The sequence below is a fragment of the Sporobacter termitidis DSM 10068 genome, from assembly GCF_900130065.1.
Lineage (GTDB): Bacteria > Bacillota > Clostridia > Oscillospirales > Oscillospiraceae > Sporobacter > Sporobacter termitidis.
The window spans coordinates 1-13,471 of sequence record NZ_FQXV01000007.1; the positions used below are offsets into that span (position 1 = coordinate 1).

Consider the following 13,471-nt stretch of genomic DNA (forward strand, 5'->3'; position numbering starts at 1 on the left):
CTTCATTCAGCTTTGGGTTACAAATCGCCGCTATTCTACGAAATCTCAAGATATCACCCGTTTAACTTGTCCGCATGAGCCAGTACGGCGCAGTAAGGAGCGACGGGGCGATGTGGGCATCGCCCCCTACAAGGGATTCGACAGGAAAACAGGCTTGTATTGGACGAAAAAGGGCTTGTATTTGAAATTTTTGGGCTGATATTGATTAAAAATGCCTTGTAAGACTTTGAAAAGGGGCTGGATTGACGCGATATTTCCTCGATATGTTACGAGAGTATTAAGCGTTGGGACTTGAAAAGTGGTCAAAGCGCTGCAGTTGCTGGATAATCGGTTTTTGAGAATCTCAATTTGCGTTATATTTATAAATATTTTTTTCTGCTGCGGCCTCTTCGTTTGGGTTCTCGGATTCATTATAGCATGGGTATCCCTTATTTTGCGTGATACGATGACCCGGTGAACACCCTGCCGCGCCGGCCAATAGCCGTCCACCCCCTGTTCCGCGTCTCAGGTACCCACCTATATCGAGCGCGCCATCGTAGGGCGGGACGACTCGGCCCGCCGTCGGCCCTTACCCACACCTGCCCTGCCGCATAAGCAAAATACCACGCTCTTTTGGCATGGGGCGCAGCCCCATCGCCGCAAAATGGGTCATAGGGCGAAGCCCTATACCGCTATCGGGCGGGTGGGCGGGCAAAATTAAAACAAGAGCCGAAGCTTCATTTGATGAAACCTCGGCTCTTAATCATTTTTGGCTTTATATGACGACTTTTTTGGTTTTCTGGTCGTCGTTTTTTGTTTTGAGGATTTTCTTTTCGGCCGGCTTCTCTTCCTGTTCGAGCTCGAGGCCGTCGGCTTCCTCCGTGCCGTCCTCGTCGCCCCAGGAGATCGTCAGGCCATCCATTTTGACTGTTTTGCCGTTCAGGTTGTCGTTTTTCTCCACCAGCGCCATGAGCGCACCTCCTTTGTGTCAAGCAGCTTGATTGTATCAAAACCGCGGGAAATCGTCAATGTACTTGTTTTACCGGAGAAGGATCGCGCACACCAACGTTGCCGCCCACGCAAGGAGGACGGCAAACCATATCACCGTCAGCGCCGTTCCGCCCGCCTGCGCATCCTCCCGGACCGGCACGCCGGCCTGATCCTGCGGCTTTTTGCGCCGCGGCCGGCGGAGCTGCGCGATAAACAGGCCGGCGGCGGCGATGAGCAGCCCCAGGCTGATGTACGCGCGGGACATGACCTGCGTGATAACCATCAGATTGATCGCCGCCGACAGGAGCAAAGCGACGGCCATGATCAGAATATCCTGCTTTTTGAAGTTTATAACGACCGCTCCAATCTGTACAACCAGTGTGGCTATTATGTTACAACAAAATACAGCTCAATACAAGAATAAATGTATCGTGCAGGCCGTGGGCGAGGGCAACCGACAGCGTGGTGCAGTTTTTGAGCTTCAGCCGCGCGAATCCGTAAATAAAACCAATAACCGCCGTCAAAAGGACCTGCAGAAAATCCTGACCGCCCGGGAAATGCCACAGCCCGAAGGCGGCGGCTGTCACGACGGCGGACCACACACCGGAGCCGGACACCGCTTTGATACGCTCAAACAGATAACCGCGGAAGACAAGCTCCTCGGTAAAGCCCACAAATACCATGAGGTGGACCACCTGCAGGACAATGGCCGAAACGTCCGTGGGCTTTCGGTCCAGCAGCACCGTTTTCGGGACGCCGAATGCCATGGGTATAACCACGAAGATGAGCGCCGTCACCGCGAAGAGCGGCAGCGCCGGCAAAAGCTGCCGGCCCACCGCTTCTTTTTTGAACCCGAGCGTTGCAAAAACGGGCCGCTTCCCTGCTTTACAGGCCAGGAGCACCACCGCGGCCATGACGATATACAGCAGATACCGCAAGAGCGCGCGGGCGGTCCGGTCCTGTACAAGCGATAACAGCAGCGGGGCCGCAACCACGATGGCAAGCACGGCGAGAAAGACGGCGGCAATATCGAGAACGCCACCCGCTTTTTTCCGTTTGGTCATACCGCATCCCCTCTCTGTCTCTCAGGTGCGCTTTTCCCGCAGAGTCCTGACGAGCTCGCCCAGCTTGGGGGGCTTGCCGTACATGAGGACGCCGACGCGGTAGATGGCCGCGGAGAGGAACCCGATGCCGACCGTGGAGGCCACGGCGATGGCCACGGAGACGATGATCCCAATGGGCGGAACGTTGGACATGGCGATACGGGTAAACATCGCCATGGGCGACGTGAAGGGAATATAGGAGCAGGCGACCATGAGCGGCGAGTCGAGGTTGCCGGTACTCATGCCGACGATCACAACGAACAGCGCGATGATGACAAGGAAGGTGACCGGCATGATCGCAGTGCCGACATCCTCCGTCCTGCTGGCCAGGGAGCCGAGGGCGCCGTAGATAAACGCGTACAGGAAAAAGCCGATGACAAAAAACAGCAGCACGTACAGCAGCATATCGATGGGGATGTTGAATATCCGCTGCATGACAGGACTGTCCGCCCAGACGTCCCCGTTAATGTTGTAGAACAGGAACGCCGAGCCGAAGATAACGAAGAATTGCAGCAGACCGGCCAGCCCCGTGCCGATGATCTTGCCGAACATCAGGCTCAGGGGCTTGGCGCTGGTAATGAGAAGCTCCATGGCGCGCGTCGACTTTTCGCTGGCGACGCTGGAGGCCACGAACTGGCCGTAGAGCATGATGGCCATATAGAGGGCGTAAATGAGAATATACGTATAAATGAACGTCTCGGCCTGATTTTTGCCCGTTTCGGTGACGGTACCGTCCACATCGGGGTGCACCAGCGCCGCGGCGTCCGCCGCGCTGAGCCCCAGCGCCTCGATTTCCGTCTGCTGGTACTTCTCCGCCAGAATCGCGCCGATGATCCGCCCAGGGTCTTCGTACATCGACACGCTCACCGTGAGATAGGTGAATTTGAGCGGCGACTCCAAAACGACGGCGGCGGCGTATTCCCCGCTGACCACCTTGCTCCTCAGCTCATCCATGGTTTCGTCTGTCCTGACGAGCTCGTCCTCCGGATACGCCTGGGCCAGACGCTGCAGGAGCTCGTCGCTTTTATAAACGTCGTCCACCAGCGCAAGCTTTGGCCGCGGTCCGCTGGGCTGCGCCGGACCCTCATGCCTCCAGAGTCCGGCGACGCGGGGATATGTCAGGAGCCCGGCGATCAGGACGACGAGGACGACGGTGATGATGATATACGGCTTGCTCCGGGCGTAATTTGAAAACTCAAATTTCAGCACCTGCTTAAACTGGTTCATATCCGCGCCTCCGTATACTCCACAAAGATGTCGTTCAGCGACGGCTCATAAACGGCGAACGCGTCGAGGTTCAGCTCCTGCTCCGCCAGGCGCTTTAAAAGCGCCATTTTTTTGTCTGCTGAGGCGAGCGTCACGGTGACGGCGTCCTGCCGGCGTTCTGTCTTTTCCGTGATGTCGGAGGCTTGTCCGGCGATGAAGCGTTCCACCTTTTCAGCCTCCGGGGACGACAGGACGACCGTGCGCCGCTCGTAGCTGCGCCTGATCTCCCGGATGGCGCCGGAGAGGGCGATCCTGCCGCCGTTTAATATGGCGATATCCCGGCAGAACTCCTCCGTATAATTCATCTGGTGGCTCGAAAAGAGCACGAGCTTCCCCTTTCCGATCAGCTCTGTGACGACGTCCTTTAAAATCATGGCGTTGACCGGATCAAGACCGGAAAAGGGCTCGTCCAGGATGAGGATGTCGGGGTTGTTTAAAAGCGCCACGGCCAGCTGTATCTTCTGCTGGTTGCCCTTGGAGAGGACGTCGAGCTTTTTGCCCGCGTATTCGGACATTTCCAGGCGCTCCAGGAGCGCGGCGGCGGCCTTTCTGGCCTCTGGCGCCGCCATGCCCTTCAGCGCGGCGAAATACTGCAGCTGGTCGCGGATGATCTTTTTGGGGTACAGCCCCCGCTCCTCCGGCAGATAGCCGATTTTGATATGCCGCCGGTCGATGGGCTGTCCGTCGACGAGCACGCCCCCGCTGTCGGCGTCGAAGACGCCCATGATGATGCGGAGCATCGTCGTTTTGCCCGCGCCGTTCCTGCCCAGAAGTCCGAGGGCCTGTCCGCTCTCCACGCCGAACGAGACATCGTTCAGGACGTGCTTTTCGCCGAAGCTCTTGTGGATGTTTTTAACCTCGAGTCGCATATCCCTTCTCCTATTGTAATTTTTCAGCTCTCCCCGCCGTATCCGGGCGGCTCCTGCAGCCTGGGGGTGTGATTTTGAAGGTAGAGGCTGTCGTCCATGGCATAGCGGAAGCTCCGGTGCGTCAGAATAAAGGCGCCCGTCACAATAAACAGCAGGACGCTGGCGATAATGATGACGCCGCTCCACTTTTCCAGCGCGCCGCCGCTCAAAAATTCGCTCAGGAGCACGGAGGAGCTGTTGACCGTGATGTGCACCAGCATCGGCGCAAAGATCGAATTGCTCCTGTAGTAAACGTACCCCAGCAGGATGCCGATGAGAAAAGCGTAGGCGCCCTGGATGAGATTCATATGGTAAACACCGAACAAAAGCGCCTGGATAAAGATCGCGACGCGCACTTTGGTGAGCTTTCGCAGCTCGCCGAAGACGAGGCCCCTGAAGAGCAGCTCCTCAAAAATCGGGCCGACGATGCCGACGGCCAAAAGCGTCAGCACAAAGCTGCCGTTGAAAATGAGGTCCGTCACCTGATTGTAGTTTTCAAATATCTGCCGGAGGCCGCTGATCTGGCTTAAAAGCCCCAGGAGCAGCTCGATCATGAAGTTCAGCGTCAGGCCGAAGACGACAAGCACCGGCACGCTGACGGGATGAATGGCTTTGAGGCTGACAAAGGTCCAGAGCTCCTGCCGGCGCCCTCTGTAGATCAGATAATAAAACGGCACCGTGACCGCCACGGCGATCAAAAGGACCCACGGCGTCTGGGCGCCGACAAACCGCAGGAGCTCATTGGTGATCCCTTCAACGTCCAGGGCCATATTCGACGAGGCGGCGGAAACAACCGTCCGCACAAGCGGGACAATCGCAATGACAATGGTCACAAGGCTCTGCGCCGCGTAATAGATCACCAGCAGCGCCAGGATGATCCCGACAGCCTTCAATATTTTCTTCATCAGATCACTCCAAACAAGGCATTTTCAGAAGCAGGGCCGGGCAGCTGTTTTCAAGCTTACCATACTGCCGCCGCCGGTCCTGCTTTACCGCTTCACAAATTTTCCAGTTTATTATACCCGACGGCCGTGCCCGTTGTCGAGACAAAAACAGCTCCCCGCATTATTTTATGCGGGGAGCCGCCGCTTTTGTTTGATTTTTACGCCGTCAGACGACGAATATCCACTTGAGGAGCAGGATCAGCGCCACGCCCGGCACGCCGAGAACGCCCACAATCACGGCGTTGATCCAGTTGACCGCCACGGTAATGCCGATAAAGGCGCCGATATAGTTGATCGCCAGCAGCGCCAGAAAGCCGATCACGACATTTAGGATCAGCTTGAAGACGATTTTCATCGGTTTACGCAGGATGATCAGTAAAACCAGCACCAGTATGGCGACAATAACGATAATGCCGGTCGTCTGCAAAGCGGCCATATTGCTCCCCTCGCATGTCCATTAAAATTTTGTACAAGTCCTTATCACAAATATATTCACGTGGGCCGCGTAATTTTCTAAAAATTTCACGTTTAATTTTAATACGGTCAGACATAATAGATTTGGACATGAAAACCCGGCTGTGAATCAGGCCGGTGCCATAAAAACAGACAGTATGAAAATGCTGTCTGCGTAAAAGTGTCGTTGTGGTGTGTAATGATGACTCATGGCGAAAGGCCGACAGTCGGCAGGTTTAAGATTCCGTAACGAATTTTCAGCTGAGAATCGATTTTCATGTCTCTGGACGGTGGTTGTTTTAATGACAGCCACCGTTTTGTTATTTAACCCGCCCACCCACCCCTAAAAGGTATGGGGCTGCGTCCCATACCCCCCGCTTATAGGGCTCCGCCCTGCGGCCCGGTTTGCCGGGTATGCCGGTGAAGCCATCCGGGCGACGACCGCCTGCAGGCAGAGGACGGAAAGCTCCGCAGGGTCACTTTTCTGCTCGCACAGAAAAGTGACCAAAAGATGCGCATAAAGGGGAGACTTTTGACAAAGCCGCCTCCCCCTTATGAAGCCTCCTCCCCGAAACAAGAGGTCTGCAAGTTCTAATAACTTGCCCACTATCCTGTCATCGGCCTGGACCTCAAAGGGCGAAGCCTCTTTTACCGGCCTTCGGCGGCCTGCCGCGGCACGGCTTGCGTTATTGGGAACAACGGGCGAACACAGTTGCCCCTACGCCTTGATCATCCCATACTTGTAGCGCGCGCACGGCATTGGTCGTCCAACGTATCACAGGGGCGCAGCTCCTGCGAGCAAGAGCGAGCCGCGGCGGACGGGGCCCCCGCGAAACTCGTTTCGTGGGGTGACAGTTCACTTCCGCCCGGCAAATTAAATCAAATTGGGGCCACCGCGCGGCCTGCCGCGTGGGGAATTATATACTTGATTTTCTAATATTTTTCATTTATACTATATATCTGATAACGTATACTTTTTATCTCTATATATAGGGGATTGTACATGAAAGCAACAGGAAGGCCAGCTTCATACGGCAATGAGAGCATTTCTTCTCTCAAGGGCGCCGACCGGGTCCGCAAGCGCCCGGGCGTCATCTTCGGCTCCGACGGGCTGGAGGGCTGTGAGCACGCCGTTTTTGAAATTCTCTCCAATGCCATCGACGAGGCGCGGGAAGGCAACGGCACCGTTATAACGGTGACGCGCTACAGCGACAACGCCATCGAGGTCGAGGACTTCGGGCGCGGCTGCCCGGTGGACTGGAACCCGAAGGAGAACCGCTTCAACTGGGAGCTCGTCTTCTGCGAGCTGTACGCCGGCGGCAAGTACGCCAACGCCGAGGGCGAGAACTACGAATATTCGCTGGGACTCAACGGTCTTGGCTCCTGCGCCACGCAGTATGCCTCGGAGTACATGGACGTTACCGTTTACCGCGAGGAGAAAAAATACACGCTCCATTTTGAAAAGGGCGAAAATATCGGCGGGCTCCAGAGCGAGCCGTACAAGGGCAAGCGCACCGGGACCATCATCCGCTGGAAGCCGGACCTGCAGGTTTTTACCGACATCAGCATTCCGACGGAATACTTTACCAACACGCTCAAGCGGCAGGCCGTCGTCAACGCCGGCATTACCTTCCGGTTCAGGGAACAGAAGGGCTCCGGCTTTGAGACGACCGACTTTTTATATCAAAACGGCGTGGCGGACTATGTGGCCGAGCTGTCCGGCGACGACGCGCTGACACAGCCGGTTTTCATCGAGTCGGAACGACGGGGCCGCGACCGGGAGGACAAGCCCGAATACAAGGTCAAGCTCTCGGCGGCGTTCTGCTTTTCCAACAAAGTGAATCTCATCGAATATTACCACAACTCCTCCTGGCTGGAGCACGGCGGCGCGCCCGAAAAGGCCACGAAGAGCGCCTTCGTCTCCGAGGTGGACGCCTATCTCAAAAAGACGGGCAAATACCAGAAAAACGAGAGCAAGATCGGCTTTGCCGATATCCAGGATTGCCTGATACTCATCACGAACTGCTTTTCCACCCAGACCTCCTATGAAAACCAGACGAAAAAGGCCATCACCAACAAATTCATTCAGGAGGCGATGACGGAATTTTTCAGGAGCCAGCTGGAGGTCTACTTTATCGAGCACAAGGCGGAGGCCGACCGGGTCGCCGACCAGATCCTCGTCAACAAGCGGAGCCGGGAGCAGGCGGAAAAGGCGCGCCTCAATATCAAGAAGAAGCTCTCCGGCGGCATCGATCTCTCGAACCGCATCCAGAAATTCGTGGACTGCCGCTCGAAGGATATCGCAAGGCGCGAAATTTACATCGTCGAGGGCGACAGCGCCCTGGGCTCCTGCAAGCTCTCCCGGGACGCCGAATTTCAGGGAATTATGCCTGTTCGCGGCAAAATTCTCAACTGTTTGAAGGCGGATTATGATAAAATATTTAAAAATGATATCATAACCGACCTGATCAAGGTTCTCGGCTGCGGCGTTGAAGTGACGAACAAACATTCCAAGGACCTCTCCACCTTCGAGCTCGGCGCCCTGCGCTGGAACCGCGTTATCATCTGCACCGATGCCGACGTGGACGGTTTTCACATCCGCACCATGATTCTCACCATGCTGCACCGCCTCGTACCGACGCTCATACGGGAGGGGTATGTTTATATCGCGGAGTCGCCGCTGTATGAAATCGAGTGCAAGGGCAAAACTTACTTTGCATACTCCGATCGCGAAAAGAATGATATCGTCGCCGGCTTCAACGGGACAAAGCACACCATTAACCGCTCGAAGGGCCTGGGTGAAAACGACCCGGAAATGATGTGGCTGACGACGATGAACCCGGAAACGCGCCGCCTCATCAAGGTCATGCCGACCGACGTGGAGGCCACGGTCGCCGCGTTTGACCTGCTCCTGGGCGACAATCTCGCCGGGCGCAAGGATTTTATATCGGAGAACGGGTACAAGTACCTGGACACGGCGGACGTATCGTAATTACCCACCCACCCGCCCAATAAAGGTATGGGGCTACGCCCCATACCCCTTTCGGGAAAGGTGGCGCGCAGCGCCGGATGGCGGTCTGCAGCCCCGATGCAAAACGAACATACCGTAGGGGCGATTTGTGATCGCCTTCCACCGAAATGGAGGTTCATATGGTGTTCTTTGTCCTTTCCGCTTCCTATTGCAATCCGCTGCCGATGGCGAAATCCGAGGTCGACGCGCTTTTGCCGGAGCATAAGGAATTCATCCTGCGCGGCGTGCGCGCCAGCAAGGTCCTCTGCGCCGGGCCAAAAAAGTCCGGCAACGGCGGGTTTATCATCGCCAAAGCCGAGACGCGCTCGGCCCTGGAGGATTACATCTCCACCGACCCGTATTTTCAAAAGGGCATTTTACACTTTGACATCACGGAGTTTACGCCGTATGATTATCCGGAGTACCTTTCGGCGTGGGCGACTCTATAACGCTTAACGCTGCTATCCTCCGCATACAACATTGCTATCCTCCGCATACAACATTGTCTTATTCCCGCATACAACGTTGTCATTCCCGCGAAGGCGGGAATCCACGTTTCTCGTGCGGTGCTCTGGATTCCCGCCTTCGCGGGAATGACATATAAATTCGCGGGAATGACATATAAAACTGATACCAGCGGATGACATACAAGGGCAATGCCAACAGGAATGACATACAAAACTGATACCAGCGGGAATGACGTTCCAAACTTAAACAAAGGGGCTCGTTATGGCCAGAAAGAGACAGCCGGAAGAAAAAAAGAATACAAACCCCGATGTTGTCGGGCTTCACGCGGCGGTGCTCGAGCAACCGATCACCGAAACGCTTGAAGTCAACTTCATGCCCTACGCCATGAGCGTCATCGTCTCGCGGGCCATCCCGGAGATCGACGGCTTCAAGCCGTCACAGCGCAAGCTTCTGTACACCATGTACAAGATGGGGCTTCTCACCGGCGCGCGGACGAAATCGGCCAACATTGTCGGCCAGACGATGCGGCTAAATCCCCACGGCGACGCCGCCATCTACGAGACGATGGTCCGGCTCTCCAAGGGCTACGAGGCGCTTCTGACCCCGTTTGTCGACTCCAAGGGCAACTTTGGCAAGGTCTTCTCCCGGGACATGGCGTACGCCGCGTCCCGGTACACTGAGGCCAAGCTCTCCCCCGTCTGCGCCGAGCTCTTCCGGGATATCGAGCGCGACACCGTCGACTTCATCGACAACTACGACAACACCATGCAGGAGCCGGCGCTTTTGCCCACGACGTTTCCGAACATCCTCGTCAGCGCCAACATGGGCATCGCCGTCAGCATGGCGTCGAATATCTGCGGGTTCAATCTCGCCGAGGTGTGCCAGACGGCCATCGACTACATCGGCGACCCGAACCACAATATCATGGCCACGCTCAAGGCTCCCGACTTCCCCACCGGCGGCGAGCTCATTTACAACGCCCAGGAGATCGACACGATCTACAGGACGGGCCGGGGCGGCTTCAAGGTCCGGGCCCGGTGGCGGTACGACAAGGCGGAAAATCTCATCGAGGTTTATGAGATTCCCTACACCACCACGGCCGAGGCCGTCATCGACAAGGTGGCCGAGCTTGTCAAGTCCGGCAAAATCAAAGAAGTCTCCGATATGCGCGACGAGACCGACTTGAACGGCCTGAAGCTGGCGATCGATCTCAAGCGCGGCGCCGACCCGGACAAGCTCATGGCGAAGCTCTTCAAGCTGACGCCCCTCATGGACACCTTCTCCTGCAACTTTAACATCCTCATCGGCGGGATGCCGCGGGTCCTCGGCGTTGCCGAGATCCTCGACGAATGGCTCTCCTGGCGGACGGAATGCGTCAAGCGCCGGGTCTACAGCGAGCTGAACAAGAAAAAGGACAAGCTGCACCTGCTCTACGGCCTGCAGAAAATCCTTTTGGATATCGACCAGGCGATCGTCATCATCCGCAACACGGAGGAGGAATCCGAGGTGGTGCCGAACCTGATGATCGGCTTCGGGATCGACGAGGTGCAGGCGGAATATGTGGCGGAGATCAGGCTCCGCAACATCAACCGGGAGTATATCCTCAAGCGCATCGACGAGACGAGCGACCTGGAAGCGGAGATCCGCGACCTGGAGGACACCCTCGGCAGCCTGAAGCGGATCAGGGCCATCATCGTTGCCGAGCTCAAGGACGTTATCAAAAAGCACGGCGCGGAGCGGAAAACGGGCATCGTATACGACGATATGGCCGAGGAGCTGTTCGAGGACGAGCCCATCGAGGACTACCCGGTGAACATCTTTCTGTCCCAGGAGGGCTATTTCAAGAAAATCACGCCGCTGTCCCTCCGGATGGGCGGCGAGCAGAAATACAAGGAGTCGGACGGGCCGTTTTTAAGCTTCGAGTCCCAGAACAAAAACGACCTTTTGATCTTTTCCGACAAGCAGCAGGTCTATAAGGTCCGCGTGCGCGATTTTGAGGACACGAAGGCCTCCGTGCTCGGCACCTATCTGCCGGCCTATCTGCAGATGGACGAGGGCGAAAACGTCAAGTATATGCTCGACCCGGGCAATTACACAGGCCACGTCATCTTCTTCTTTGAAAACGGCAAGGCCGCCCGCATCGAGCTGAACGCCTACGCCACGAAGACAAACCGCAAAAAGCTGACGGGCGCCTATTCGGGCGCGAGCCCTCTCGTGTCGGTCATCCAGCTCTCCGGCGAAGAAACGGAGCTGGCCGTCTATTCCTCGGAGGACCGGGTCCTCATCTTCTCCACATCGTTGCTGTCGCCGAAGGCGACGCGCACGACGCTGGGCGTCGGCGTCATGACGCTGAAGCGGACATACAAGGTGGTCCGGGCGGTGCCCGCGGCGGAAACGCCGATCGGCAATATGACGCGCTACAGGGTCCGGAATATTCCGGCCGCCGGCGCGCTCTTAAAGGAAGAGGACCTGGAGGAGCAGCAGATCGAAATGCCGCTTGAATAAGGAGATGTACGAATGAACATCGAAAATGCCGTCAAAAATCTTGAAAAGCGCGGTTTTACCGTCAGCCGGTTCGGGACAAAGGAGGCCGCGCGGGATTACCTGGCGGGAAAGCTCAGCGGTACCGTTATCGGCATGGGCGGCTCGGTGACGCTGCAGCAGATGGGACTGTTTGACGCGCTGTCGGCCGGCAACACCGTGTGGAACCACTGGGTGCAGGAGCCCGGGGAGGCGCGGGTGAAGGCCGCCGCGGCCGACGTTTACATAGCCTCCGCCAACGCCGTGGCCGAGACCGGCGAGATCATCAACATCGACGGCTCCGGCAACCGCGCGGCGTCGACGCTCTATGGAAAAAAAGAGGTCTACTTTGTCGTCGGCGTCAACAAATTCGCCGGGGACTTTGATAAAGCGCTCTGGCGCGCCAGAAATATCGCGTCGCCGAAAAACGCGCAGCGCCTTAACGCGAATACGCCCTGCGCTAAAAACGGCGACAAATGCTATGACTGCCAGAGCCCCGGGCGCATCTGCAGGGGACTCGTCGTCCATTGGGGCCCCCTTCTGGGTGTCGGCCGTACGGAAGTTGTTATCGTGAACGAAGACCTGGGCTACTGAATATACCCGCATCATGGAGGTGAGGATGTGAAAAAACGTATTGCGGCGCTGCTGCTTTGCCTCGCCGCGCTGGGCATTTTCCCCGGATGCGCCTCCATACTGAACGGGAGCGTGACCTATGTTACGCCGCATGAACAGACAGCTTCCTCATCTCCACAGAGCGTTATCGTGGCCAATACGTACGAAGAGCTCAAGGCGCGGGCGCTGGACTTCGTCAAGCAGCACGCGGAAACCGGGAGCATCCAGGTCAACAGCTACAGCGGCGACGACCTGCAGGCCGACATCGACCGTATCTGCGGCGAAATCATCAAAAACGATCCGCTGGGCGCCTACGCCGTGGACGGCATGACGGGCTCCGCCAGACAGATCTTCACTCATTTCGACATTGTGTTTCGCATCGACTACAGAAAAAACGTGACGGAAAAGCAGATGAACGACATCATCTCCGTCTGGACGCTCCGCTCCCTGAGGTCGGACCTGCAAAGCAAGCTTTCCGACTACGCCACTTCCCTGACGGTGCTTTCCAAAGGCACTGATCTGGCGACCCGCGACGACGCGCAGGAGCTTGTCCGGCAGATATACTATGAAAATCCGATGGATATCGTCATGCTGCCCGTCATCTCGGTCGAATTTTATCCGGACCAGGCGACGGACAAGATCATTGAGTTCACCTTCGGCTACAGGTACGCATCCAGCATCCTGACGGCCATGGAGGAGGCTCTGCAAAACAATGTGAAGCAATTCGCCGTGGAGGTCACGGGCGACGACGACGGAGCGATACTCCTCTCTCTTGCCCAGCGCGTTATGGACGTCACCGAATACGACAAGACGGCGGACAGCAGCGGCGACGATATCGACCAAAACGTTTCCGCCACGGCGTACGGCGCGCTCGTCACGGGCAAGGCCGCCAGCGAAGGCTATGCGATGGCTTATAAGGCGCTGTGCGACGAGCTGGGGCTGGAAAGCTACGTCGTCATCGGCACGCTGAACGGCCAAAGCCATGCCTGGAATATCGTTGCGCTCGAGGACAGCTACTATCACATCGATGTCAGCATGTGCGACGTGAACGGGATTTCCACGGCATTTTTAAAGAGCGATACGGAAATGAAAAAGAATTACAGCTGGGACACGAGCAAATACAAGGCCTGCAACGGACCGCTCACCTACAACAGTCTGTCCGGAAGCATTACCGGCGGTCCCACCGGCAATCATGCCACATAACAACGAAAGGCGGTA

At 56.7% G+C, this 13,471-nt stretch carries 13 protein-coding genes; 6 read left to right on the top strand and 7 right to left on the bottom strand.

From position 1 onward, the window contains the following. Window positions 1-199 (top strand): hypothetical protein (locus tag BUB60_RS20450; protein ID WP_207650770.1); only part of this gene is annotated, 199 nt, incomplete at its 5' end. A 555-nt stretch (window positions 200-754) separates the two neighbouring features. Here the strand turns inward: BUB60_RS20450 and BUB60_RS10545 are convergent. The 7 genes from BUB60_RS10545 to BUB60_RS10575 all read right to left on the bottom strand — a co-directional run bounded on the left by BUB60_RS10545 (window position 755) and on the right by BUB60_RS10575 (window position 5,626). After that, window positions 755-949 carry a hypothetical protein gene (locus BUB60_RS10545; protein ID WP_073078648.1) on the bottom strand — a complete coding sequence of 65 codons (195 nt, stop codon included), beginning with the start codon at window positions 947-949 and terminating at the stop codon, window positions 755-757. Window positions 950-1,018: 69 nt separating this feature from the next. Further along, window positions 1,019-1,291, bottom strand: a complete 273-nt coding sequence (locus tag BUB60_RS10550; RefSeq protein WP_073078650.1) for a hypothetical protein — start codon at window positions 1,289-1,291, stop codon at window positions 1,019-1,021. A 70-nt stretch (window positions 1,292-1,361) separates the two neighbouring features. Then, a complete protein-coding gene (locus tag BUB60_RS10555; RefSeq protein ID WP_073078664.1) occupies window positions 1,362-2,033 on the bottom strand; it encodes a CPBP family intramembrane glutamic endopeptidase in 672 nt (223 codons plus the stop codon). A 21-nt stretch (window positions 2,034-2,054) separates the two neighbouring features. Further along, the gene (locus tag BUB60_RS10560) at window positions 2,055-3,299 is read right to left on the bottom strand and encodes an ABC transporter permease (protein WP_073078666.1); all 1,245 of its coding nucleotides are present in this window, start codon (window positions 3,297-3,299) and stop codon (window positions 2,055-2,057) included. Continuing rightward, window positions 3,296-4,207, bottom strand: coding sequence for an ABC transporter ATP-binding protein (locus tag BUB60_RS10565; protein WP_073078668.1), 912 nt, complete (start codon window positions 4,205-4,207; stop codon window positions 3,296-3,298). Before BUB60_RS10565 ends, BUB60_RS10560 begins: the two co-directional genes overlap by 4 nt. A gap of 23 nt (window positions 4,208-4,230) precedes the next feature. Continuing rightward, window positions 4,231-5,151, bottom strand: a complete 921-nt coding sequence (locus tag BUB60_RS10570; RefSeq protein WP_073078670.1) for a CPBP family intramembrane glutamic endopeptidase — start codon at window positions 5,149-5,151, stop codon at window positions 4,231-4,233. A 205-nt stretch (window positions 5,152-5,356) separates the two neighbouring features. Then, window positions 5,357-5,626, bottom strand: coding sequence for a pro-sigmaK processing inhibitor BofA family protein (locus tag BUB60_RS10575; RefSeq protein WP_073078672.1), 270 nt, complete (start codon window positions 5,624-5,626; stop codon window positions 5,357-5,359). A 1,020-nt stretch (window positions 5,627-6,646) separates the two neighbouring features. On the opposite strand from BUB60_RS10575, the gene BUB60_RS10580 reads away from it, so the two are divergent. From BUB60_RS10580 to BUB60_RS10600, 5 genes are all read left to right on the top strand, one after another. Next, entirely contained in the window at window positions 6,647-8,635 is a 1,989-nt protein-coding gene (locus BUB60_RS10580; protein WP_073078675.1) for a DNA gyrase/topoisomerase IV subunit B, read from the top strand. 158 nt (window positions 8,636-8,793) lie between these two features. Continuing rightward, entirely contained in the window at window positions 8,794-9,102 is a 309-nt protein-coding gene (locus BUB60_RS10585) for a YciI family protein (RefSeq protein ID WP_073078677.1), read from the top strand. Between the two features lie 280 nt (window positions 9,103-9,382). Beyond that, a complete protein-coding gene (locus tag BUB60_RS10590; RefSeq protein WP_073078680.1) occupies window positions 9,383-11,626 on the top strand; it encodes a DNA gyrase/topoisomerase IV subunit A in 2,244 nt (747 codons plus the stop codon). A 12-nt stretch (window positions 11,627-11,638) separates the two neighbouring features. Continuing rightward, window positions 11,639-12,235, top strand: a complete 597-nt coding sequence (locus BUB60_RS10595; protein WP_073078682.1) for a lactate utilization protein — start codon at window positions 11,639-11,641, stop codon at window positions 12,233-12,235. 27 nt (window positions 12,236-12,262) lie between these two features. Further along, entirely contained in the window at window positions 12,263-13,456 is a 1,194-nt protein-coding gene (locus BUB60_RS10600; RefSeq protein ID WP_073078684.1) for a transglutaminase domain-containing protein, read from the top strand. Window positions 13,457-13,471 lie beyond the last annotated feature (15 nt).